We start from the raw sequence: 20,383 nt of genomic DNA, 5'->3' as shown, positions 1-20,383 counted from the left end.
GAGATGTGCATTCGGCCCCGCCCCCATGATCCTTGTGGGATGAAGGGGCTTATCGCCCCTGCAGCACGTCGATGACGAGGTTGGCCGGAACATCGTCAGCGATGAACGCCCGTCCGATATCGTGGTTCAGGATGAAGCGCAGCCGCCCGTCCACCACCTTCTTGTCCTGCCCCATCAACGCCAGAAGGTCGGCCGCATCGGGAAGATCCCCGGGAATCTCAGCGAGGGACGTTTTCATTCCCATGGCGTTCAGGTGCATCGCCAGACGCGACGATGCCTCTTGTGGGCAAAGACCCATCTTGCGGCTCAGGTCCAGCGCAAGAAGGCAGCCGATCGCCACGCCTTCGCCATGCAGCAGGCGATCCGAATACCCCGTCGCCTTTTCCAGCGCGTGACAGAATGTATGGCCGAGGTTCAGCAGGGCACGCTCGCCCTCCTCGGTTTCGTCCCGGGCGACGATCTCCGCCTTCATCGTGACGCAGCGACGGACCGCGTGCAGCAGGGACGTGGTATCGCCCGCCGCCATGTCCGGCCCATGCGCTTCCAGCCATTCGAAAAAGGCGGCATCGCCCAGCAGGCCGTATTTGACGACCTCGCCATAGCCTGCGCGGAACTGGCGTGCGGGCAAGGTGGTCAGGGCGTCGATATCGGCCAACACCAAGGCAGGTTGATGAAACGCCCCGACCAGGTTCTTGCCCTGCGGCGTGTTGATCCCGGTTTTCCCCCCCACCGAGCTGTCCACCATCGCCAGAAGCGAGGTCGGGATATGAACGAACCGCACGCCACGGCGCAGAATCGCGGCGGCAAAGCCCACCAGATCGCCGATCACCCCACCGCCAAGCGCGATCACGACGTCCCGCCGTTCCACCCGCTGGTCCAGCATCCATTCGACGGTCTGCCCCAGATGATGCCAGTTCTTCGTGCCCTCTCCTGCAGGAAGGGTCAGCGTTTCGACAGCGATCCCCCCCGCGGTAAGGCCATGGACCAGACCGGGCAATTGCGTGTCCGCCACATTGGCATCCGTGACGATCACGACGCGCGGACGGCGCAGAAGCGGGGCGATGTGATCCGCCGCGCGGGCGATCAGGCCCTGCCCCACAAGAACGTCATAGCTGCGATCGCCAAGGGCGACATGAACGGTATCCATCTAATCCTCCAGAACATCGGGGCGCGCCGCCAGGGCGGTGCGAACGTGGCGGGCCATCGCGTCGATCGACAGACCGGCGCGGCTGTCGACGATAAGGTTGGCCTCGGCATAGATCGGGCTGCGTGTCTTCAGCAGGTCGGCCAACACGGCACGCGGGTTTTCGGTGCGCAGCAAGGGCCGTGTGTTCTTGTGCCGCACCCGTTGCCACAACGTCTCAAGATCCGCCCGCAACCAGACCGACACCCCTTCCCGGGTGATGATGTCGCGGTTGTGTTCGGCCAGAAAGGCCCCGCCGCCGGTGGACATGACGGAAGGCGCGCCGCGCAGAAGGCGGGCCAGCACCTCGGCCTCGCGCGCGCGAAAGAACGCCTCGCCGTGATGGGCGAAAATCTCGGAAATGGTGCGGTCGGCCGCCCGCTCGATCTCGTCGTCGGTATCGACGAAAGGAACGGACAGATGACGGGCCAAGGCCGCGCCCACGGCCGATTTTCCCGCCCCCATCATCCCGATCAGGACCACCGATTTCTTCAGCCGGCTCACGCGCGCGCTCTCCTCACCATCTTGTGTCGGACCGGGGCGCGGGCTGCCGTCTGGCCCCCCGCGACGTTATGGGGTAATGGCGTGAAGCGAAGAAAAATGCCATATTATAATTGCAATGATGCCGAAGCGGCACGCAGGACAGGCAAGAGGACGGGCGATGGGAATTGTGTTGAAGGCGCTGGCGGTGATCGTTGTTCTCGCCTTTCTGGGATTGGTCGGATACGCCTATCTGGGTGATCTGAGCGCGCCTCGGGTTCCCGTGTCCCACCCGGTGACGCTGGATGCGCAATAAGGCGCTGACCCTTCTGTTCTGCATGGCCGTGCCGGCCTTGGCATTCGCGGACCCGACGGTGCCCGGTGGCAACGGGCAGACGTGGCCGCCCTTGCCTTTTTCTGCGGCACCGGGCGCGGTGGCGACCCAGCCGCTGGATGCGGTGGCGCTCGACTCCTCGGGCCTGCTGACGCCGCGCCAGACGGGGTTTCCGCGCAACCTCTGGGGCGCGGGTCAGGCCCAGATCATTTCCCGGATGATCACCGACGCCCCCGCGAACGAACTTCCCGCGCTGCACAATCTGGTGATGAACCTTCTGTTGGCCGAGGCGATGCCGCCCGCCTCCTCCGACGCCGACGGGACGCTGTTCTTTGCCCGGGTGGACAAGCTTGTGGCCTTGGGTGCGCTGGATCAGGCGCAGGCGCTTTTGGATGTGGCGCGCGCGCAGGGGCCGGAGGCGTTCCGCCGCCAGTTCGACATCGCCCTTCTGCAGGGCACCGAAACCCGTGCCTGCGGCGTCATGAACGCCAGCCCCCAACTTTCCCCCGGCTACCCCGCCCGCATCTATTGCCTTGCGCGGGCGGGCGAATGGTCGGCGGCGGCCACCACCCTGCACGGGGCCGAGGCGATCGGCGTCATTCCGCAGGCGCAAGGGGCGCTGATCGCCCGGTTCCTCGACCCCGACCTGTTCGAGGGGGAACCGTCCCTGCCCCCACCCCCGCGCCCCACATCGCTGGATTGGCGGATGTTCGAAGCCATCGGCGAGCCGCTTCCGACCTATACCCTGCCGCTGGCCTTCGCCCATGCCGAATTGCGCGATACGGCGGGATGGAAATCGCAGTTGGACGCCGCCGAACGCCTGGCCCAGGCGAACGTTCTGGATGCCAATCACCTGATGGGGTTTTACACCCGCCAGCGCCCTGCAGCCTCCGGCGGGGTCTGGGATCGTGTGGCGGCGGTGCAGCGACTGGACGCGGCGGTTCAGGCGGGGGACGTTCGGGCGGTGGCGCAGGCCTTGCCGCTTGCGTGGTCGCAGATGCAGGGGGCCGAACTGGAGGTGCCGTTCGCCCGCATCTTTGCCGAACCGCTGGCCGGAATGGCCCTGATGGGGGATGCCGCATCGACCGCATTCCGGCTGGCGCTTCTTGCCGGGATCTATGAGGACGGGCCGATGCCCCTGTCGCCCCGCACGGCGCAGGACCGGTTTCTGGCGGCCCTTGCCATGGGCGATCCCCGCACCGCGCACAGTGTGGATGGCCTGTCCCGCGCCATTGCGGCCGGGTTCGCCCCCGATGCCGTCCCCGACGATACGCGCGAGCTTCTGGACCAGGGGCGGCGGGGGGAGGTGATCCTTCTGGCGGTCGACCGTATCTCGCGCGGGGTCGCGGGCGATCTTCGGGGCGTGACCGAAGGCATCGCGGCGCTGTCGGCCTTGGGGATGGACATGGCCGCCCGCCGTGTCGGGGTGCAACTCATGATCCTGGACCGGCGGGGATGAACGATCTGCGGTGGATCCACCTGTTTCTGGATGCTCAGGCGGCCGATGCGGGGGCCGCCCGCAACACGCTTCTCGCCTATGGCCGCGATTTGCGCGATTTTGTTGCGTGGCTGGAACGGCGGGGCATGTCCCTGTCCACCGCCACCCGGCAAACGATCGAGGACTATCTAATCTTCTGCGACGCGCAGGGTCTGTCCGCCGCCACGCGGGCCCGCCGCCTTGTCGCGGTGCGGCAGCTGTATCGTTTTGCCTTTGACGAACGGATGCGCACGGACAATCCGGCGGTGCGTGTGAAGGGCCCCGCCCCGAAGCGCCGCCTGCCCGGAACACTGACGGTGGAGGAGGTGGACCGGCTGCTTGAGGTGGCCCGGGCCACGGGCCGCGATGCGACGGCCCAGCTTCGCAACCGCTGCCTGATGGAGCTTCTCTATGCCACCGGTATGCGCGTCTCGGAACTCGTGGGGCTGCCGGTGGCGGCGGCGCGCGGCGCGCCGGAGATGATTCTGGTGCGGGGCAAGGGCGGAAAGGAGCGTCTTGTCCCCCTGTCGCCCCCGGCCCGGTCGGCCTTGGCGGCATGGCTCAGCGCCCGCGATGCGGAGGAGGAGGCCACCCTGCGCGAAGGAGGTGCGCCCTCGCGTTTCCTGTTCCCCAGCCGTGCCAAGACTGGACACCTGCCGCGCGAGAGTTTTTTTCGAATGGTGCAGGACATGGCCCGTCAGGCGAACATCGCCGAGGGCCGTGTCACGCCGCACAGCCTGCGACATGCCTTTGCCACCCATCTCCTGGCCGGTGGAGCCGACCTGCGCATCATCCAGACCATGCTGGGCCACGCCGATATCTCCACGGTCGAAATCTACACCCATGTTGTGGATGAGCAGCTTCGAACGCTCGTCCTTGAGAAACATCCGTTGTCCGGGGCGGATGTATCGTCACAATCTTCAAAAGAACGTTGACGTCGGCGCATATCCGCCATAACCTGTGGGCAATAAGTCGGCCCGTCCGGCAGGGAGAAAATCAATGGAAGGCCGGTGGAAACACCGGTCTTTTTTCATGATCGCACATGCCTGCTGACATGCGATCCATGGCGTGCTAGGCCCGACCCGGAACCATCCCAAGGACCGAAACGCATGTCCAAAACCCTTTCTCGTATTCTTGCGCTTGCGCTGACCTTCGGCGTGTCGCACGCCGCCATGGCGCAGGACACCCCCCCGGCCGCCCCGACCGGCGATTCCCCGGCCACCCAAGGGCTGAGCATGGGCGCGGCCGAGGCCGATCCCAACGCCCCCGGCGCCATGCGCGTTGCCGGCACCTTCGGGTCGTGGGAACAGCGCTGCATCCGCGAAGATGCCGATACCGAACGCTGCCAGCTCTATCAGCTGCTGAAAGACGGCGAAGGCAACAACGTGGCCGAGTTCAGTCTGTTCAACCTTCCCGCAGGCAATGAGGCTGCGGCCGGTGCCACGATCATCGTGCCGCTGGAAACGCTGCTGACGGCGAACCTGTCGGTCAAGGTCGACAGCGCCCAGCCCCGCGTCTACCCCTTCAGCTGGTGCAGCGAGATCGGCTGCGTTGCGCGCGTGGGCTTCACCCAAGGCGAGGTCGACGCCCTGAAACGCGGCTCCAACGCGCAACTGACCATCGTTCCGGTCGTGGCCCCGGACCAGCGCGTGACGCTGGACATGTCCCTGTCGGGATTCACCGCCGGATGGGACGCCGTCGTGGCGGCCAACGCGGCCGAGTGATCGCGTTCAGATCTTTCTCAACGCCAACACGGCGTTGAGACCCCCGAAGGCGAAGGCGTTGGTCAGCACGACCTCCACCTTCGCGTCCCGGGCCGTATTCGGCACCACGTCCAACGCGCATTCGGGGTCCGGCTCGTCATAGCTGATGGTCGGGGCGATGACCCCATCGCGCAGCGCCATGATGCAGGCCAGAAGTTCCACCGCCCCGGTCCCGCCGATCAGATGCCCGTGCATGGATTTCGTGGACGACATCATCAACCGATCCGCGTGGGGGCCGAACACATCCGCCACAGCCGCACATTCGGTCTTGTCATTGGCCGCCGTCCCGGTGCCGTGCGCATTGATATAGCCCACCTCCTCACCGTTCAGGCGCGCGTCGCGCAAGGCACCGGCGATGGCGCGGGAAGCCCCCTGCTTGTTGGGCATCACGATGTCAGCGGCATCCGAGGTCATCGCGAACCCGATGACCTCCGCCAGGATCTCCGCCCCACGCCGCCGGGCGTGCTCGAACTCCTCGAATACGAAAATGGCGGCTCCCTCGCCCTGCACCATCCCGTTGCGGTTCAGGCTGAACGGGCGGCAGGCATCGCGCGACATGACGCGCAGCCCCTCCCACGCCTTGATCCCGCCGAAACACAACATCGACTCGGATCCGCCGGTGACCATGACGCTGGTCGCGCCGGAGCGGATCATCCAGAACGCCTGCCCCATCGCGTGATTGGAACTCGCGCAGGCCGTCGCGACGGTGAAGCTCGGCCCCTTCAGGTTGAACTCCATGGAGACGTGGCTGGCAGCCGCGTTGTTCATCAATTTCGGCACGACAAAGGGATGAACGCGGTTCTTCCCCTCCTCATACACCGTGCGGTAATTGTCGTCCCAAGTGTTCACGCCGCCGGCCGCGGTGCCCAGAACGACCCCGGCCTCGTATCCCAGATGGCCGTCGAAATTAAGCCCGGACTGCGCGATGGCCTCCCGCGCGGCGAGCAGGGTGAATTGCGTGAACTTGTCATAGAGTGCGATTTGCTGGCGGTTGAAATGCGCCTCTGCATCCCAACAATGCACCTGCCCGCCGATCCCGATACTCAGCCGGTCGCGGTCGCGAATGTCCAGTTCGGTGATACCGCATCGCCCTTCGCGAAAGGCCTCCAACGTGCCGCGAACGTCGTGCGCCAGGGCATTGATCGTGCCCGCCCCGGTTATGACGACCCGCTTCATGATGCTTTCTGCGCGATCAGCCCCTCAATCGCGTCGATGATGGAGCCGACGGACGAGATGTCGAACTGCCCCGAGCCCGGATCGTTCGCGTTGAACGGGACCGAGATGTCGAAGGTTTCCTCGATTGAAAAGATCGCCTCCACCAGCATCAGGCTGTCGATCCCAAGGCTTTCCAACGTCGAACTGCGCGAAACGTCAGAGATGTCCAGCAGGGCCTGCTCGGCGATGATCTGCCGCACTTTGTCCTCGACCTCGGCCATATCGCCCCCTAATCGCCTGGTTCAGATTTTATCCGTATCCGACAGTTTGGAAACAGTTTTTTGAAGCTCGGCCACCTTTTCGGCCATGCGGGGCAACCGGCGAAGCGCCTTCTGCATCTCAACATGGATGTCCATCTTGACGGCGGGATACCCCAGGAGAACCCGACCCGCCGGAGCGTTGCTGAGGATTTTCGTCCCACCCCCGGCAATCACATCATCGCCCACGAAGATATTGTCCGACACGCCCACCTGCCCGGCCAGCACAACACGATCCCCGATGCGGGTGGACCCTGCGACCCCAACCAGCGCGCACAGCAGGCAATCCTTGCCCACCGTCACGTTGTGGCCAAGATGAACAAGGTTGTCGATCTTGGTGCCGTCCCCCACGGTGGTGTTGCGGATCGTGCCCCGGTCGATGCAGGAATTGGCCCCGACCTCCACATCGTTCCCAAGACTGACTGAACCAAGCGAGTGGATGCGAACCCACTGCTGTTTGCGGATTTCGGCCCGTGTGCCCAACGTATGGCGGATTTCCTCGACACCCGACGTTTCGGGCGTGACAAAGGAAAAGCCGTCCGCGCCGATGGAGGCCCCGGGCTGGCCGATGAACCGATCACCGATCCGCACGTCCGGCCCGATGCGCACACCGTTCAGCAGCAGGACATCGTCGCCGATGCGCGCGCCCTCCGCGATCGAGCTGTGCGCGGCGATGCGGGCGTTCGTGCCGATCACGACCCCCGCGCCGATGGTGACGAAGGGACCGATGGCGGCCCCCTCTCCGATCACGGCCGTCGGATCGATCACGGTCATCGGGTGAATGCCCGGCGCGATCTGCGGGCCGGGATCCATCATGCGCGAAAGGCCCGCCATGGCCAGCCGGCCACGCGGCGCCAAAATGGCCGCCTCCAACCCCAGGGCCTTCCAATCCGCCCCATCCCAAACGACCGCCGCCCTGGCCCCGCCGGAGGACAGGCCGTCGGCGTATTTGGGGTCCATGGCAAGCGCGAGATGATGGGCTTTCGCAGCCGCCGGTTCGGACACGCCCTCCACCGCCAGATCGAGATTGCCTTCCGCCTTCGCGTCCAACGCCGCTGCGATGTCACGGATGGTATGTGCCATGAAGTGCCCCTTTCGTTGCCCACGATCTAACCACGCGCGAGGTTCGAATCCACCCCAAACAATGCGATGCACCGCCGCAACAGGTTGTGTCCATTCTGCATTCCACCTCGATAATGCGCAAGATTTCGCCAAAGCCCACGGACCCTCGGGAACCCGGGGACTCTTTTCTTTTGGAAATCGGATCGTTTTGCGCCATAACCATCAAGTATCCACGAAGCCGCACATCAAGAGGCGGGCGTGGCAACGAAGTGGGACAGGCAGACACATGGCAGCACAATCTTTTCCGGGCATGACGCGGCGTGGGCTTCTGGGCGCATTCGCAGCGGCAACCGTGGCCGCAGCACCGACGGCGTCGAATGCGTTCGGGTTCTTGCGGGGCGCAGGCGATGTGCGCCGCATCAAGATGTACAACGGGCGCACGGGCGAGTCGCTGAACACGATCTATTGGATCGAGGGGAAATACATCCCGGAGGCGCTGCAGGATGTGAACCGTTTCGTGCGTGATTGGCGCAATGGCCAGATGATCAATTTCGATCCGCGCACCATCGACATCATGGCGGCGTCCCACGCGATGATGGAAACGACGGAACCCTATCTGCTGCTGTCTGGATATCGTTCGGCGCAGACCAATGCCATGCTGCGGTCCCGCTCCTCGGGTGTGGCGCGCAACTCGCTGCACATGGTGGGTCAGGCGGCGGACCTTCGTCTGAAATCGCGTTCGGTGTCGCAAATGGCCCGGGCGGCTGAAGCGTGTTCTTCCGGCGGCGTGGGGCGTTACTCCCGCTCGAACTTCGTGCACATGGATTGCGGTCCGGTGCGGCACTGGGGCGCCTGAGGCGCCCACACGACCCCCGATCAGACGTCGGCCTGCCGCCCCTTGTACCCCATCGCCACCACGAATTTTTCGGACGAATTGGCGCGGGATGCGGGCGGCTTCACGTTCGCGACCTTCTGGAAGTTCTTCTTCAACAGAACCTGAAGCTCGTTCTCGGTTCCCCCGGCCAGAACCTTCGCCACGAACGTCCCGCCCTCCTCCAGCACGTCAAAGGCGAAATACGCGGCCGCTTCGCACAGCGCGATGATGCGCAGGTGGTCCGTGCCCTTATGGCCCGAAGAGGCGGCGGCCATATCGCTCATGACGACGTCCGCCGATCCACCCAGCCAATCCTTGACCATCTGGTCGGCATCGTCCGCCAGAAAGTCCAGTTGGTGAATCTCGGCGCCCGAAATAGGCTCCACCTCCTGCAGATCGACCCCCAGAACCGTGCCGACGGGTTTGTTCGGCCGCTGGCCCAAGGCGTTCACGCGTTCGACTGCGACTTGGCACCAGCCCCCCGGCGCACATCCCAGATCAACCACCCGCGAGCCGGGTTTGAGGAAGGCATACTTGTCGTCCAATTCCAGGATCTTGAACGCGGCACGGCCCCGGAAACCTTCACGCTTGGCGCGCTGGACGTAAGGGTCGTTCAACTGACGCTCCAGCCACAAGGTCGAGGAGAGCTTGCGCCCCTTGGCCGTTTTCACGCGCACCCGAAGGTCGCGCTGGCCCCGGCCCGATGTGTTCTTTTCCGTCATGTCAATGGTCCGTCTTCCAGAACGCCGTCCGCGTTCATCTGTTGATATAGCAGGCCTTCGCGCAGGCCGCGATCCGCAACCGACAGGCGATCGGTCGGCCAAATCCGCAACAGCGCTTGAAGAATGGCCGCACCCGACATGATCAGGCTGTGGCGATCCCGACCGATCTGGGGATCGATCCGCCGCCCTTCCGGCCCAAGCGCAAGGTATTCCCGGATGACGACATCGATCTGGTCCGACGTCATGTGCAGCCCGTCCACCTTGGTCCGGTCATACCGGCGCAGGCCCAGATAGGAGGCCGCCACCGTTGTCACCGTTCCCGAGGTGCCGATGATCTGAAACCCCTCACGTCGGTTTTCGGCGCTGTAGGGGGAGAAGCTGGCAAGGTTTTCCTCGAAGAACCAGCTCATCAGGGCGAAGCGGGCGGCATCGTCCTCCACATCGATGAACTGGTCCTTCAGCGTCGCCACCCCCAACGGCACGGAAATCCAGTCCACGACGCGTGCGCCCGATTTTGGCGCGAACCCGCTGTGAAGCGCCATGATCGACCGGGCGCGCTGGTCTGCCGGCACCTCCGACAGGTCGATCCACACCAGTTCGGTCGATCCGCCCCCGATGTCGATCACCAGAAGCTGCTCGGTCGTTGCATTCACCAAAGGTGCGCAGGAGATGACGGCCAGACGGGCCTCCTCCTCCGGCATGATGATTTCAAGTTGAAGGCCGGTCTCACGCCGAACCATCCGAATGAAGTCCTGGGCGTTGCGCGCCCGACGGCACGCTTCGGTCGCGACCAGACGCATCCGGCGCACGCGATGCTTTTCCAGCTTCTTCTGGCAGATACGCAACGCCTGCACCGTCCGCCCCATCGAGGCGCGCGAAAGCCGCCCGGAGGCTTCCAGCCCGAGGCCCAGTTGCACGGTCTTGGAAAAACTGTCCACGACCTGAAAATGACTGCCACGCGGCTGAGCGATCAGCATGCGGCAGCTGTTTGTTCCCAGATCCAACGCCGCATACAGCGCGGAACCCGGAGGGGCAGCGTCCGGTTCAACCCGCGACATCATCGCGGGGATCGCGTCCGCACCCTTGGGACGCTCGGGCGCCATGATCGCCCTCCAATTCTCGGTTAATCCGACAATATGCGTCGGATCCACAAAGCGCAAGTGGAGGGGAACCCGCGTGTCACGCGCACGTTACCAATTTGATCAGAGGAGGCTTTCATGCGGGCTGTCATTCTTTCTCTCGTTCTCGCCGTTCTGCCTTTCGGTGCTCATGCCGGGAACGTCTTTCAGTTTGCCGAAGGGACGGGTCAGCTGTCCCGGTTCGCCGCCGCCATGCAACAGACTGGGATCGACCGGGCGCTGGCCAACCCCGGCCCCTACACGATCTTCGCCCCGACGAATTCGGCCTTCAGCGCAATGCCGAACGTGGCGATGGGCGCGCAAGGGCGTGAAAAGCTTGTCGAGATCCTGACCTGCCACATGGCCCCGACCCAGGTCGTCTCCAGCGTTCTGGCAACGGGCCGTCCGGCCGTGATCCGAACTGTGGGGGGCTGCCGATTGACCCTGTATAAAAACGGCTCGCAACTCATGGTCCGTGACTCGGCCGGCCGCGATCACCGGATCAAGGCGGCGGACCTGCGTCAATCGAATGGCGTCGTTCATGTGATCGACACGCTCATCCTCCCCTCAACCTGAGGCTTGACGGCCTGGCCTCAGGTCGGTATCGACAGCGGCACGCGGGTGTAGCTCAATGGTAGAGCAGAAGCTTCCCAAGCTTACGACGAGGGTTCGATTCCCTTCACCCGCTCCATCAATTCACGCGTGATATGTCGTCAGACTGCTATGGGCTGTCTGTTCGTGCGTGAAGATGTCCCGGATCCGGTGATCATTGGGGTTTGAGTGGTGCTTCCGAAACATCCATGGGATGCTTGCTGCGCAGCCTCCGCCTATCGCAGCGCATCGTCTGATCATTGCGCTTTCTGGCGACATAGACCTCTCAGATATCATTGACATACCCAGATCACCTGAGTATCTGAACAGCCAGTGCGGGCGTGGCGGAATGGTAGACGCGACGGATTCAAAATCCGTTGCCGCAAGGCGTGTCGGTTCGAGTCCGACCGCCCGTACCACTAGGAAAGACAGGTGTATTGCGGCGTCTCTCGGAAAACGTCCCGAAAATCTGGCAACAGGCATGGCAACATTCCTTTTTCGTGCATGACCTGTTCCCCACGTCATTTCCGCATGCTTTGCGCTTCAATCGCTCTCGATCTTTGACGCGCTACGCGCGAGTACTTTCGGACCATCGCGCTTGTGGCGTGGCCGGTAACAGCTGCGATGAGATCATCACTGCATCCAGCTTCGGCAAGCTCCGAGGCGGCCGCATATCGCAGGCCGTGGATATCATAGGCTTCGGCCCCGATGGCGCGACGCACCTCCATGATGAGCGTTGACGCATGGCGGTAACTGATAGGTTGCCCGGAGGCCCCCGCACAGATCGTCTCCCCCTGGCGCGGAGTCATGGCCAATGCCTGAGCAAGGTGGGTGGTAAACGGCACCCACAGATCGGCGCCCGTCTTGCTTTGACGGACGGAGATGCCGTCATCCTCGATGTCCGACCACTTCATGTTCAGCACGTCGCCGATTCGCTGACCGGTCCCAAGGCACAGCTCGAACACGAGTAGCCCACGACCCACGGCCTTCTGGCGGAATGCTTCGATCATCGCTGGCGGCCAAGGTTGCCGCGGCGCCGTGTCGGCCTTCAGCAAGCTGACACCCTTCGCGGGATTGTCCGACCGCCAGCCGACATCGATTGAGTGCTCCAGGAGGATCCGCACCACCTGAACAATGTAATTAGCGAAACGTACGGTTTGGGCATTCGCGTCACGCGCGCGAATGATGTCCTTGCGCTGGATGCCCGCCACCGGCAGATGACCGAGCGTATCCTTCACCCAGTCCAAGACCTTCTCGTAATCGCGGGCCGTGCGTGGTGCGAGCTTTCGATAGCGCGGGCTTGCGATGTAGCTTTTGACCAGCGCCGCGAAGGTCCGGCGCGTATCCGGGGGCAGCGTAAGCGCGCCGTTCAGGATGGCCGCATATTCCATTGCGAACTCGGGCGAGCCCGGCTCATGCTGCATTCGCACCGTCGACCAGCCCCGCCGTTGGAAATAGACCCCCTTGGGCTTGCGATAGACATGCGGAGGCAGGGCGCGCTTCGTCATTTGCGCCGCATGTCCACGATGTCGAAGGCGTCTTTCGGCTCCTGCGCGCTGGGCGGGGTGACGGTGATCTTCCCGTCCGGCTCCACCACAACGGTGAACCCCATGCCCGCCCATTCCTTGACAGCGCGGCGCACATCGGCCGCGCGCATGATTGGTCGCATCTCTCCCATCAGCCTGCCTCCTTGATATTCAGAATGGACCGCGCCAACTGGCGCATCCGCGTTTCGTCCACCGGCGTCGCCTCGGTCGCCCCGCCGTAGGGGTTCAAGATGCCGTGCGACTGGCTGGCCTTCAGGCCAAGGGTCGGCAGAATGACAGGATCGGACCCGCCATCGACATGCAGGTAATGGGCGGTCACGGGCCGCTTTTGCCCATCACGGCGAATGCGACCGATGAACTGCCTATGCACCTGCGGCGACCAGTCCAGCTCACCGATGACGGCATGTGCGATCACGTCCTGCAAACCGTCCAGTCCCGATCCTGAGCGCAGCGACATGATCAGGATCTTCGACGCGCCGGACAAAAGCGCCTCCCGCGCGGCCCTCTTTTGCGGCTGGCTTTCGGAGCCGGTGAACATGACGGGGTTCAGGTCGGCCAGCGCCTCGTTCCAGATGCGGTAGACCTCGCGATGCCACCCACCCAGCAAGACAGGCTCCCCCGCCTCGACCAACGTTCGAACATAGGCCGCGACCGACCGCGCCTTGGCGACGCCCGTCTCCTGCCGAACCATAAGATCCAGCTGCCGGGCGGCTTCGCCTCGCTCGGTGAACCCGCCTTGCAGGACGCGCAGGGCCAGACGGCGCTGCAATTCTCGGTCGGTCTCGGCGTCGCCTTCGTTCCAACCCACCTCGAACACCGTTTTAGCCAGAGGCGGCAGCGACATTGCAACCTCTTCGTCTTCGTCCGTCCGGCGCAGGCTGATCCCCTCGTCCTGCAGGAAGGCCCCAAGGGCCTCCGGGTCTTTGACGATCCAGTGCGACCCGTGGGAGGCGCACCAGTTGACGATGAACTCGTCCCAAGTGCCAAGCGCGCCGGGGGCCACGAACTCCACCACGTTCCATATCTCGGACCCGTAGTTGTAGATGGGCGTGGCGGTCAGTCCCAAGACATTCGCGGAGGCATCGCGGAATGCCATCGCGCCACGCCCCTTGTCGGTCCCACGTCCGTGCCGGAGTTCCTGTATCTCGTCAAAGATGGTCGTCTTGATTCCGAGCGGTTCGACGTAATCGACCCATGCCGCGATGTTGGAATAGCGGAACAGATAGATATCAGCGGGCGGCAGGATGCGCGCGTTGCGGTCCTTCACCTCATAGGCGGTCAGATGAGTGAACCGCTCGATGTATTGCTTGACCCATTGGGTGGAGAGGTGCGGCTGGACCACGACCGCTGCCGGCAAGCCCCATCCATCGGCCACGGCGGCCAGCGCGGACACCGTCTTACCAAGGCCGACATCATCCAGCAGCAACAGGCGACCGGACATGCGCAGCATCTCGGCGGCGCGCATCTGGTGCGGGCGGGCTTCCTCCGGCGCGCGAAAGCCGGTGATCAGCGATGGCACATAGTCTACACGGGCCATCGCATCGAGTTTGGCCCTCGCCGCCCGATAGGATGATACCCCGCCCTCGATCGCCGCCGCGGCGCGGGGCGTCATGTCCAGCGGATAGCGCGACATGAACCAGTGCAGGTCGAACGCCCGATCCTGCCGATCCTTCAGAAGAAACGGCGGGCGCGATCCGAAGCGCACCCCCTTGAACATATCCTTGAACCGGATGGACACGTGGGGCTTCAGGTCCGACACCAGCCATGCGTCGCCGTCGAAATCGAGTGTGCCAAAGGTCATAGCCATCCCCTTACGAGCGATGCGTGGAAGAACGGCTTGCCGCCGATCTCGGCCATGTGAGCGGGCCATGCTGTCGCGGTGGCGAGCACAAGCGCGGTGATCTGTTCGCAAGCGGCATAGCGTTCCAGCTGGTGATAGATGTCGCGGCGCGATCCCTTGATCTTCACCTCCACCCCGACGCCTTCAACCATGATGTCGATCCGCTCGGCAGTGGTCAGTCGGACTTCGCGGGCCACGGGCAGCTGTGCGGCTTCCAGTGCTGCCGCCAAAGAGGCGTGGGCGGCGTGCTCAGTGGAGACGTTGATGCGGTTGGCCAGCGCGATCGTGACGATCCGCCGTGCGAGAATGCGGGGGTCGGTCATGCCGCCTCCCCCGCGTTGGGCGTGTGCTGGATCAGCAGCTGCACCTCGCCGGTCTCTGTGGGCTTGCCCCATATGGGGCGCTCCCATTCCCATTCGCTGTCATCGATCTTCAGCGCATCCGCGATGCCATCGAGGCCCGACTTCATACTCGCTACCGCGTTGTCCATATCCCGCTTCCGCTTCACCGGCGGGGGGCAGAAGATCAGCTGCATCTTCACCGTGCCCCTCCCCAGCAGATGGAGGCCTGATACGAGCCCCGCCTCCCACCCGCTTTTGCGGTAGGCCTTCTTCGCGCGGGCCAAGGTGAACCTGTCCGGACGGGCGTTCGGTGACAGGGTCTTTGCCGGATATGGAAGGACGACTGTTACGGTGCGCGTCATACTCAGGCCCCCGTGAAGTGAATAGGATGAGATGAAGGATACCGGCGGTTGTGCCCGTTCACCGCGCCGCTCAGGGTCGGGTGCCGGGAGAACGCCAAGCGACTGGCCTTGTCGGTCAGCGTGAGCCGAAGGTGCTGGTGCGTGCGGGGGCTGACGATTAGCTGGATCGCCGCGTCATGCGCGAGGAACACCGCCTCGGTTAGAGACGCTCCGCCCGGCATGACGTTTGAGCCCATTGCCCCGCGCCACAGGATCTCCACGACGTCGCAACCCCACTGGCAGCGCCGCCAGACGATCGGCGCTAGGTCAAGGCCGCCAACGATGCCGTCGAGAAGAGTGAGGCAGCGATTGTGGAAATGGTTGAGGTCGGCGGGGATGATCCCCTGCGACTGCATCTCCACGACGAGGGAGAGGCTGCGCTCGTGCATCATGCCGCCATTTCCTCGATCATGGGCGTCCACTGCTCCGCGCAGGCTGCGGCAAGGCCGGGAAAGGTTGCGCTGCGCTGCTTCCAGCGGTTGGGGCCGGGGCTGGCGCGGTGGATCCTGGACCATACAGCGTGGCGGGCTGGATCCTCGGCCTTGTGCGGCGGGGTAAGACGGTTCGTCGCCGTCAGCGGAGGCAGGCCGCGCAGGTAGAGGCCGGTCGCCTTGAATGCCTCATCGCCGAACCACCACGGCTGAACGATCTGCGGCTTCGGCAGGTCGGGCGGCATCCGCTCCTTCGCGTGGCGGTGCATCACCGGGTTCTCGATCATCACGCGTGGGATGGGGGCGTTCCAGCAGTCCGCAAACAGCGCCGTGCCCTCGTCCAGATCCGCCCACATCTCGGCCAACGTCCGGCCACGCGGCGGGGCGGTCAGCCAGCGCACACCGCTGTTGCAAAGCCGGGTGCAGGGCGGGTGCATCACGGCGAGCATGTCCCAGCCGTCGTGAAGCACATCGCGCACATCACCGACAATGTGGCGATTGCTGCGATCGTCGGCGGGCAACAGGTCACAGGACCAGACATCATGCCCGCGCGCCGCGAAGGCCAGGCGCATTACGCCCGAGGTTTCGCAGCCGATTAGGATGCGCATGGGGGTCATGGATACATCGCTCCCGGCCCCTCGGGGCACCATGTCTGATGGGTGGTGTTGCTTCCGCCGCATGTTGCGCACGATGGCGGCAGCGGAGGCGCGTCGGCGGCAGTGCAGTAGAGGGTTCCCCCTACCTGCACACCCTGCCCGGCCCACACCTCGATGATGCGATCGGTGACGGGGCAATGAACCCAATCACCGGCGACCAGAACAACGATGTCACGGGGGGCTGTCACTGCATCCCCAACGCGGCTTTGTACATGTCCATGATCGCTTCCTGCTCGGCGATCTCGTCCGGCTTGCGACGACGCAAAGCGATGACAAGCTTCATCACCTTCGTGTCGTAGCCGCGGCCCTTGGCCTCAGCCATCAGTTCCTTCTGCTGCTCGTTGATGTCCTTCTTCTCGGACTCCAACTGCTCAAAGCGCTCGATGAACTGGCGCAGTTCATCGGCGGTGACGTTGTAGCTGTCGAGCGGGTCGCTCATGGGGTGATCCTTCAATCTGATAGACGCGCTGGGCGGGAGGTCGGCTTCCGCGATGGAGTCAGTTCTTGGCGGGGTGGTCGCCGTTCATGGAGCGGAGGGTGTGCAGCGAATGCCCCTCCTGCTCAGTCTCATCCCAGAGGTCGTCATCCCGCTCGATGCGCTGGGCGATGCGGTTGGCACGGCCCGCGATGACAAAGGCGATGATCGAGATGATCAGGGCGAGGATATCCATCACATGCCCCTCATCTGTTCGGCCTGCACCAGCGTCGCGTCGACACCCACGGCACCGGCCAGCGCCGATCGGGCAATGACCAGCCCCCCGAGGATGATCAGCGCCGCCAGAAGCCATGCGGAGGCGAAATGAGCGACCCGCGCCGCTCGTTGGGCGCGGTCGTCCCGCAGGCGTCGGGCGTTGATATATTGCTGAGGGGATTTCATGCGCCCCGCCCTCCCAGAACTGCCAGCAGCTTCGTCGCCCGGTCGTAATCCTCGGGGCTGTTGCTGATCAGGACGCGGCAGGCGCGGGTCAGGTCGGTGTCGGAATGGTGCAGGACATCCGCAAGGCGTTCACGGCCCCACGCAATAGCCGCAGGGCGGCTGTGCGGTGGGAATATGAATTCGGCCAAAGAGGCGTCAGCGGGCAGAATATCGGGCGTCGGGTGCAAGCTGGTCTGCATGGCGTCCTCGGAAATGAGCGCCGGCACATGTGTCGCGGCATGACACCACAATAAAGGGACATTTGTCCCTGTCAACTCAATAAGGGATATTTATCCCCGAGGTCAGCATGCCTTCGGAGGCTGGATACGCAATCTTCAGAAGAAAACGTGGCTACAGCTGCTGATCGAAGAATCCAGTTACCCCCAGGGCCATATTGCTCCGAGCGTTGTGCTATCGCTTAGCTGTCAGTGCGGAGGACGTGAGATTTTGTAGAGTATCTCTGCTACTTCGCGCGATAGATCAGAAGCTGCGCCAGTTGCCCTCGAGGCTGCATCAGCAAAGCCATCAGCGAGTTCGCGCTTTCCCTCCGGCGAGTTCGTTATCGTTTCTGCCATACCGACGATGATCATAAGTGCGGCTTGCCGCAGGTCGCGCAGCTCATTCTCGAGCTCATTGATCCGTCTATCTACATTCATCTCCAGAACCCATTTCCGTAGTGGCGTGTATCTCCGATCCCAAAGCCGAAAGCGTGAGTAGCATTGAGGATACCCTACAAATCCATCGGAGCCTAATTTGACATTGACTTGCATCGCCGCGACTAGCTAGCTTGAGAACATAACGTAAACGGGTGAATGGTGTGGCAGGAAAGAACGTGGCTAAACTCTGCAAGGTGCTGCGGCAGATCACCTCGCTGCCCCAGGGGGAAGAACGGCGCGACCTCGTGCTGCAGCTAACAAAATGTCCCGTTCTTCTTGGCTCAGCTGCATCCACAGCTGCGCGGCTTCAGATCGCACCGCGGAAGTATCATCGCCAAGGAACTCATCGAGGGTAACACCGAACACGTGGGCGACCTTCAGAGCGTCGTCGACGTTAGTGCTTCGGCTCTTCCCCTGCCTTACTTTCTTTAGCTGTTCCTCCGACACGCCAGACTCTTCCGCGACCCTCTTCAGGGTCCAGCCAGTGGCATCCAGTGCCTCTATGAGGGCGTCGCGGAATGGTCGTGTCATCCATAAATTCATATCCGTTCACGCGCCTCGCGGACAGAAGACAAATATCCCTTGACCTCTAGGGGATAAATGTCCCTTATTGTGATATGACCCGCTCCGATCTCATTACCGCAATTGAGGCCTACGCCAAACGCAGAGGCATTGCACCCGCGACCGTAACAAGCCGCGCGGTCAGCAACAGTCGCCTCTATCGCCGCCTCAAATCTGATCATGGATGCACGCTGGAAGTGGCTGGCCGGGTCATGGCCTTCATTCAATCGGACGGCATTATCGCGTGCCGGGAGACAAACGCTGTGCGTGACCACGCCGCCTGACCCACCGTCCAACTGACCCGACACCATCGTCCGCAACCCTTCATCTGCCCGCCCTACCCCGCATCGTTCTGAGGCGGAGCAACACCCGAAACAAGTGAAGTCACCGCAAGGATTTTCACGATGAGGAATTCCCGAACCGGATCCGTCCAAGCGGCGGTCCGCGATACCTACGCCGCCTATGGTGGCCTCGAGGCCATCAAGGAAGCGATCGGCGTCTCCGTCGCCACGCTGTCCTACGGCACAGAAATCAACGAGCACCGCCCCGGCGGTATCGGCATCAACTACCTCGACCAGATCAGCCGCATGGAACCTGCCTGCGCCGCCGTGCTGGCCCACCATTTCGCCGCACTGGCCGGTGGGGTCTTCCAGCCGATCGACGAGGCGTATGACGCATGCCTCGCATCCCACACGGCTACGGTCGCATCGGAAAGCGGGCAGGCCGTTGCCGCCGCGCTGGGCGCGCTGGGCAGCAAATGCCCGCAGACCATCGACCGCGCCCTCGAGGAAGCCGACGACCTCGTCGAGGCCGGTGTGGGCCTTCGTGCCCGCCTCACCGCCAAGCGCGCCGCGCTGGGCCCGAACGTGGTGGAGCTGAAATGTCCGGAATGACCGACACCCAGATACTCCACGCCCTGCACCTGCGCGATCACGAAGGGCTGACCTTCTCGAAGATCGGTGAGGCGCTGGGCGTGTCCCGTGCGTCGATCAGTGGCGCATTCCGGCGTGTGGATCGTGAGCAGCTAGCCTGCCGCTGCGTAAAGGCACAGAACAAGGATGGTGGAATGCCCGCCCTTTGGTGGGCTGGCGAGGTGGCGACATGACCCATTATCGTCACGTCAGCGTAGAAGGGCTGCAACCCGTGGTTCCCGCCTCGCAGCCCGCTCCACAACTGCTGTGGGTGTCGGTCACTGATCTTGTCATCGATGACCGGTATCAGCGCCCCCTGGCTGCCTCAAACCTCGCGGCCATTCGGCGAATTGCCGCCGACTTCCAGTGGTCCCGGTTTTCACCTGTCATCGTTGCACCTGTTCTCGGTGGGAAGTTTGCCCTGATCGATGGGCAGCACCGAGCGCACGCCGCCGCATTGTGCGGATACGATGCGATCCCCGCGATGGTGGCGTTGGTCCAGCCGGAAGAGCAGGCCTTGGCCTTTATCGAGATCAACACGCGGCAGATTCGCGTGGGACAAATGCTGGTCTACCGCGCTGCGCTGACGGCCGGAGAGCCTTGGGCGGTCGCATGCCACGACGCGGTGGCCGCTGCAAACTGCCAGCTGATGACCGTCAACTGGTCGAGCAACAAGAAGAAGCCGCGGATGGTGTTTGCCGTCGGTCTGATACGAAAGCTTATCGAAGATGGGAAAGGCAAGTCAGTCACAAGCGCTTTGTCAGCGCTGGCGGAATACGAACCCGACTCCGTCGCGAATTTCTCCGACGCCCTGCTTTCGCCGTGGATCAATGCAGCTGCGGAAACGGCCGCCAGTGCAGAGACGCTTCTTGCCGCCCTACGGCTAAAGCGGCCTTGGATTGTGATCGAGGTCGCCGATCGAGTGGCAAAACAGGAGGGGCAGGCAAAGGCGCTGGCGAGGCGTGCTGCGTTCGTATCCCTGATCCGCCGCGCTCAGTCCGAAGGAGAGCCGTAATGCCTCTTTCGTATGAGAAAGCCGTCGATGCG

27 protein-coding genes, 2 tRNA genes and 1 pseudogene are annotated in these 20,383 nt (G+C 63.6%); 11 read left to right on the top strand and 19 right to left on the bottom strand.

Annotated features, from left to right (window positions below; genetic code table 11):
- Positions 1-49 precede the first annotated feature (49 nt).
- Together aroB and MU449_RS07125 are read right to left on the bottom strand one after the other, a co-directional pair.
- Positions 50-1,147, bottom strand: coding sequence for a 3-dehydroquinate synthase (gene aroB, locus MU449_RS07130; RefSeq protein ID WP_244737338.1), 1,098 nt, complete (start codon positions 1,145-1,147; stop codon positions 50-52).
- A pseudogene (locus MU449_RS07125) lies at positions 1,148-1,726 on the bottom strand (shikimate kinase); the annotation flags it as partial. It lies immediately after the preceding gene.
- 118 nt (positions 1,727-1,844) lie between these two features.
- Here MU449_RS07125 and MU449_RS15795 point away from each other — a divergent pair.
- From MU449_RS15795 to MU449_RS07110, 4 genes are all read left to right on the top strand, one after another.
- Positions 1,845-1,979, top strand: a complete 135-nt coding sequence (locus tag MU449_RS15795) for a hypothetical protein (protein ID WP_280517639.1) — start codon at positions 1,845-1,847, stop codon at positions 1,977-1,979.
- The gene (locus MU449_RS07120) at positions 1,969-3,456 is read left to right on the top strand and encodes a hypothetical protein (RefSeq protein ID WP_244737337.1); all 1,488 of its coding nucleotides are present in this window, start codon (positions 1,969-1,971) and stop codon (positions 3,454-3,456) included. Before MU449_RS15795 ends, MU449_RS07120 begins: the two co-directional genes overlap by 11 nt.
- Entirely contained in the window at positions 3,453-4,409 is a 957-nt protein-coding gene (locus MU449_RS07115; protein WP_244737335.1) for a tyrosine recombinase, read from the top strand. The genes MU449_RS07120 and MU449_RS07115 overlap by 4 nt, the downstream gene beginning before the upstream one ends.
- A gap of 174 nt (positions 4,410-4,583) precedes the next feature.
- On the top strand, positions 4,584-5,198 hold the full coding sequence (locus MU449_RS07110; protein WP_244737334.1) for an invasion associated locus B family protein: 615 nt from the start codon (positions 4,584-4,586) through the stop codon (positions 5,196-5,198).
- Positions 5,199-5,204: 6 nt separating this feature from the next.
- On the opposite strand, the gene MU449_RS07105 is transcribed toward MU449_RS07110, so the two are convergent.
- Genes MU449_RS07105 through MU449_RS07095 form a run of 3 tightly spaced genes read right to left on the bottom strand, consistent with a single transcriptional unit; the run spans position 5,205 to position 7,792 of the window.
- Complete coding sequence (locus MU449_RS07105; protein ID WP_244737333.1) at positions 5,205-6,413, bottom strand: beta-ketoacyl-[acyl-carrier-protein] synthase family protein; 1,209 nt, start codon at positions 6,411-6,413, stop codon at positions 5,205-5,207.
- On the bottom strand, positions 6,410-6,673 hold the full coding sequence (locus MU449_RS07100; RefSeq protein ID WP_244737332.1) for an acyl carrier protein: 264 nt from the start codon (positions 6,671-6,673) through the stop codon (positions 6,410-6,412). Before MU449_RS07100 ends, MU449_RS07105 begins: the two co-directional genes overlap by 4 nt.
- A gap of 21 nt (positions 6,674-6,694) precedes the next feature.
- Positions 6,695-7,792, bottom strand: a complete 1,098-nt coding sequence (locus MU449_RS07095) for a UDP-3-O-(3-hydroxymyristoyl)glucosamine N-acyltransferase (RefSeq protein WP_244737331.1) — start codon at positions 7,790-7,792, stop codon at positions 6,695-6,697.
- Between the two features lie 265 nt (positions 7,793-8,057).
- On the opposite strand from MU449_RS07095, the gene mepK reads away from it, so the two are divergent.
- Positions 8,058-8,627: a peptidoglycan L,D-endopeptidase MepK gene (mepK, locus tag MU449_RS07090; protein ID WP_244737330.1), complete on the top strand. Its 570-nt coding sequence runs from the start codon at positions 8,058-8,060 to the stop codon at positions 8,625-8,627.
- Between the two features lie 20 nt (positions 8,628-8,647).
- Here the strand turns inward: mepK and MU449_RS07085 are convergent, their stop codons facing one another.
- Together MU449_RS07085 and MU449_RS07080 are read right to left on the bottom strand one after the other, a co-directional pair.
- Positions 8,648-9,367 (bottom strand): RlmE family RNA methyltransferase, encoded by a 720-nt coding sequence (locus MU449_RS07085; protein ID WP_244737329.1) that lies wholly within the window; start codon positions 9,365-9,367, stop codon positions 8,648-8,650.
- A complete protein-coding gene (locus MU449_RS07080) occupies positions 9,364-10,470 on the bottom strand; it encodes a Ppx/GppA phosphatase family protein (RefSeq protein ID WP_244737328.1) in 1,107 nt (368 codons plus the stop codon). The genes MU449_RS07085 and MU449_RS07080 overlap by 4 nt, the downstream gene beginning before the upstream one ends.
- A gap of 114 nt (positions 10,471-10,584) precedes the next feature.
- On the opposite strand from MU449_RS07080, the gene MU449_RS07075 reads away from it, so the two are divergent.
- The 3 genes from MU449_RS07075 (at position 10,585) to MU449_RS07065 (ending at position 11,495) form a co-directional block, all read left to right on the top strand.
- A complete protein-coding gene (locus tag MU449_RS07075; protein ID WP_244737326.1) occupies positions 10,585-11,061 on the top strand; it encodes a fasciclin domain-containing protein in 477 nt (158 codons plus the stop codon).
- A gap of 41 nt (positions 11,062-11,102) precedes the next feature.
- Positions 11,103-11,176: transfer RNA gene (locus MU449_RS07070), tRNA-Gly, on the top strand.
- Positions 11,177-11,411: 235 nt separating this feature from the next.
- Positions 11,412-11,495: transfer RNA gene (locus MU449_RS07065), tRNA-Leu, on the top strand.
- A 102-nt stretch (positions 11,496-11,597) separates the two neighbouring features.
- On the opposite strand, the gene MU449_RS07060 is transcribed toward MU449_RS07065, so the two are convergent.
- The 12 genes from MU449_RS07060 to MU449_RS15930 all read right to left on the bottom strand — a co-directional run bounded on the left by MU449_RS07060 (position 11,598) and on the right by MU449_RS15930 (position 18,395).
- Entirely contained in the window at positions 11,598-12,584 is a 987-nt protein-coding gene (locus tag MU449_RS07060; RefSeq protein WP_244737325.1) for a tyrosine-type recombinase/integrase, read from the bottom strand.
- A complete protein-coding gene (locus MU449_RS07055; RefSeq protein ID WP_244737324.1) occupies positions 12,581-12,733 on the bottom strand; it encodes a hypothetical protein in 153 nt (50 codons plus the stop codon). Before MU449_RS07055 ends, MU449_RS07060 begins: the two co-directional genes overlap by 4 nt.
- 20 nt (positions 12,734-12,753) lie before the next feature.
- A complete protein-coding gene (locus MU449_RS07050) occupies positions 12,754-14,424 on the bottom strand; it encodes an SNF2-related protein (protein ID WP_244737323.1) in 1,671 nt (556 codons plus the stop codon).
- Positions 14,421-14,786, bottom strand: coding sequence for a hypothetical protein (locus MU449_RS07045; RefSeq protein WP_244737322.1), 366 nt, complete (start codon positions 14,784-14,786; stop codon positions 14,421-14,423). Before MU449_RS07045 ends, MU449_RS07050 begins: the two co-directional genes overlap by 4 nt.
- On the bottom strand, positions 14,783-15,088 hold the full coding sequence (locus MU449_RS07040) for a RusA family crossover junction endodeoxyribonuclease (RefSeq protein WP_244737321.1): 306 nt from the start codon (positions 15,086-15,088) through the stop codon (positions 14,783-14,785). Before MU449_RS07040 ends, MU449_RS07045 begins: the two co-directional genes overlap by 4 nt.
- An 80-nt stretch (positions 15,089-15,168) precedes the next feature.
- Positions 15,169-15,597 (bottom strand): hypothetical protein, encoded by a 429-nt coding sequence (locus tag MU449_RS07035; protein ID WP_244737320.1) that lies wholly within the window; start codon positions 15,595-15,597, stop codon positions 15,169-15,171.
- Entirely contained in the window at positions 15,594-16,253 is a 660-nt protein-coding gene (locus MU449_RS07030) for a hypothetical protein (protein WP_244737319.1), read from the bottom strand. The genes MU449_RS07035 and MU449_RS07030 overlap by 4 nt, the downstream gene beginning before the upstream one ends.
- Before the next feature lie 223 nt (positions 16,254-16,476).
- Positions 16,477-16,731 (bottom strand): DUF2312 domain-containing protein, encoded by a 255-nt coding sequence (locus MU449_RS07025; protein WP_244737317.1) that lies wholly within the window; start codon positions 16,729-16,731, stop codon positions 16,477-16,479.
- A 58-nt stretch (positions 16,732-16,789) separates the two neighbouring features.
- Positions 16,790-16,963, bottom strand: coding sequence for a hypothetical protein (locus MU449_RS07020; RefSeq protein ID WP_244737316.1), 174 nt, complete (start codon positions 16,961-16,963; stop codon positions 16,790-16,792).
- Positions 16,963-17,169 carry a hypothetical protein gene (locus tag MU449_RS07015; protein ID WP_244737315.1) on the bottom strand — a complete coding sequence of 69 codons (207 nt, stop codon included), beginning with the start codon at positions 17,167-17,169 and terminating at the stop codon, positions 16,963-16,965. The genes MU449_RS07020 and MU449_RS07015 overlap by 1 nt, the downstream gene beginning before the upstream one ends.
- On the bottom strand, positions 17,166-17,408 hold the full coding sequence (locus tag MU449_RS07010) for a hypothetical protein (protein WP_244737313.1): 243 nt from the start codon (positions 17,406-17,408) through the stop codon (positions 17,166-17,168). The genes MU449_RS07015 and MU449_RS07010 overlap by 4 nt, the downstream gene beginning before the upstream one ends.
- Positions 17,409-18,071: 663 nt before the next feature.
- Complete coding sequence (locus MU449_RS15930; protein WP_425310143.1) at positions 18,072-18,395, bottom strand: helix-turn-helix transcriptional regulator; 324 nt, start codon at positions 18,393-18,395, stop codon at positions 18,072-18,074.
- A 434-nt stretch (positions 18,396-18,829) separates the two neighbouring features.
- Between MU449_RS15930 and MU449_RS07005 the strand changes: the two genes are divergently transcribed.
- Genes MU449_RS07005 through MU449_RS06995 form a run of 3 tightly spaced genes read left to right on the top strand, consistent with a single transcriptional unit; the run spans position 18,830 to position 20,351 of the window.
- Positions 18,830-19,318 (top strand): hypothetical protein, encoded by a 489-nt coding sequence (locus tag MU449_RS07005; RefSeq protein ID WP_244737312.1) that lies wholly within the window; start codon positions 18,830-18,832, stop codon positions 19,316-19,318.
- Positions 19,306-19,530 carry a helix-turn-helix domain-containing protein gene (locus MU449_RS07000; protein ID WP_244737310.1) on the top strand — a complete coding sequence of 75 codons (225 nt, stop codon included), beginning with the start codon at positions 19,306-19,308 and terminating at the stop codon, positions 19,528-19,530. The genes MU449_RS07005 and MU449_RS07000 overlap by 13 nt, the downstream gene beginning before the upstream one ends.
- Positions 19,527-20,351: a ParB N-terminal domain-containing protein gene (locus MU449_RS06995; RefSeq protein WP_244737309.1), complete on the top strand. Its 825-nt coding sequence runs from the start codon at positions 19,527-19,529 to the stop codon at positions 20,349-20,351. Before MU449_RS07000 ends, MU449_RS06995 begins: the two co-directional genes overlap by 4 nt.
- Positions 20,352-20,383: the final 32 nt, after the last annotated feature.

This window comes from Falsirhodobacter halotolerans, from assembly GCF_022899245.1.
GTDB lineage: Bacteria > Pseudomonadota > Alphaproteobacteria > Rhodobacterales > Rhodobacteraceae > Falsirhodobacter > Falsirhodobacter halotolerans.
Note: the sequence above shows the minus strand (reverse complement) of the source record. Positions and strands in the feature narration are given on the sequence as shown.

Excerpts from the sequence above, each read along its gene's own strand:
- aroB (WP_244737338.1), bottom strand. The coding sequence starts at position 1,147 with ATGGATACCGTTCATGTCGCCCTTGGCGATCGCAGCTATGACGTTCTT.
- MU449_RS15795 (WP_280517639.1), top strand. The coding sequence starts at position 1,845 with ATGGGAATTGTGTTGAAGGCGCTGGCGGTGATCGTTGTTCTCGCCTTT.
- MU449_RS07120 (WP_244737337.1), top strand. The coding sequence starts at position 1,969 with ATGCGCAATAAGGCGCTGACCCTTCTGTTCTGCATGGCCGTGCCGGCC.
- MU449_RS07115 (WP_244737335.1), top strand. The coding sequence starts at position 3,453 with ATGAACGATCTGCGGTGGATCCACCTGTTTCTGGATGCTCAGGCGGCC.
- MU449_RS07110 (WP_244737334.1), top strand. The coding sequence starts at position 4,584 with ATGTCCAAAACCCTTTCTCGTATTCTTGCGCTTGCGCTGACCTTCGGC.
- MU449_RS07105 (WP_244737333.1), bottom strand. The coding sequence starts at position 6,413 with ATGAAGCGGGTCGTCATAACCGGGGCGGGCACGATCAATGCCCTGGCG.
- MU449_RS07100 (WP_244737332.1), bottom strand. The coding sequence starts at position 6,673 with ATGGCCGAGGTCGAGGACAAAGTGCGGCAGATCATCGCCGAGCAGGCC.
- MU449_RS07095 (WP_244737331.1), bottom strand. The coding sequence starts at position 7,792 with ATGGCACATACCATCCGTGACATCGCAGCGGCGTTGGACGCGAAGGCG.
- mepK (WP_244737330.1), top strand. The coding sequence starts at position 8,058 with ATGGCAGCACAATCTTTTCCGGGCATGACGCGGCGTGGGCTTCTGGGC.
- MU449_RS07085 (WP_244737329.1), bottom strand. The coding sequence starts at position 9,367 with ATGACGGAAAAGAACACATCGGGCCGGGGCCAGCGCGACCTTCGGGTG.
- MU449_RS07080 (WP_244737328.1), bottom strand. The coding sequence starts at position 10,470 with ATGGCGCCCGAGCGTCCCAAGGGTGCGGACGCGATCCCCGCGATGATG.
- MU449_RS07075 (WP_244737326.1), top strand. The coding sequence starts at position 10,585 with ATGCGGGCTGTCATTCTTTCTCTCGTTCTCGCCGTTCTGCCTTTCGGT.
- MU449_RS07060 (WP_244737325.1), bottom strand. The coding sequence starts at position 12,584 with ATGACGAAGCGCGCCCTGCCTCCGCATGTCTATCGCAAGCCCAAGGGG.
- MU449_RS07055 (WP_244737324.1), bottom strand. The coding sequence starts at position 12,733 with ATGCGCGCGGCCGATGTGCGCCGCGCTGTCAAGGAATGGGCGGGCATG.
- MU449_RS07050 (WP_244737323.1), bottom strand. The coding sequence starts at position 14,424 with ATGACCTTTGGCACACTCGATTTCGACGGCGACGCATGGCTGGTGTCG.
- MU449_RS07045 (WP_244737322.1), bottom strand. The coding sequence starts at position 14,786 with ATGACCGACCCCCGCATTCTCGCACGGCGGATCGTCACGATCGCGCTG.
- MU449_RS07035 (WP_244737320.1), bottom strand. The coding sequence starts at position 15,597 with ATGATGCACGAGCGCAGCCTCTCCCTCGTCGTGGAGATGCAGTCGCAG.
- MU449_RS07030 (WP_244737319.1), bottom strand. The coding sequence starts at position 16,253 with ATGACCCCCATGCGCATCCTAATCGGCTGCGAAACCTCGGGCGTAATG.
- MU449_RS07025 (WP_244737317.1), bottom strand. The coding sequence starts at position 16,731 with ATGAGCGACCCGCTCGACAGCTACAACGTCACCGCCGATGAACTGCGC.
- MU449_RS07020 (WP_244737316.1), bottom strand. The coding sequence starts at position 16,963 with ATGGATATCCTCGCCCTGATCATCTCGATCATCGCCTTTGTCATCGCG.
- MU449_RS07015 (WP_244737315.1), bottom strand. The coding sequence starts at position 17,169 with ATGAAATCCCCTCAGCAATATATCAACGCCCGACGCCTGCGGGACGAC.
- MU449_RS07010 (WP_244737313.1), bottom strand. The coding sequence starts at position 17,408 with ATGCAGACCAGCTTGCACCCGACGCCCGATATTCTGCCCGCTGACGCC.
- MU449_RS15930 (WP_425310143.1), bottom strand. The coding sequence starts at position 18,395 with ATGACACGACCATTCCGCGACGCCCTCATAGAGGCACTGGATGCCACT.
- MU449_RS07005 (WP_244737312.1), top strand. The coding sequence starts at position 18,830 with ATGAGGAATTCCCGAACCGGATCCGTCCAAGCGGCGGTCCGCGATACC.
- MU449_RS07000 (WP_244737310.1), top strand. The coding sequence starts at position 19,306 with ATGTCCGGAATGACCGACACCCAGATACTCCACGCCCTGCACCTGCGC.
- MU449_RS06995 (WP_244737309.1), top strand. The coding sequence starts at position 19,527 with ATGACCCATTATCGTCACGTCAGCGTAGAAGGGCTGCAACCCGTGGTT.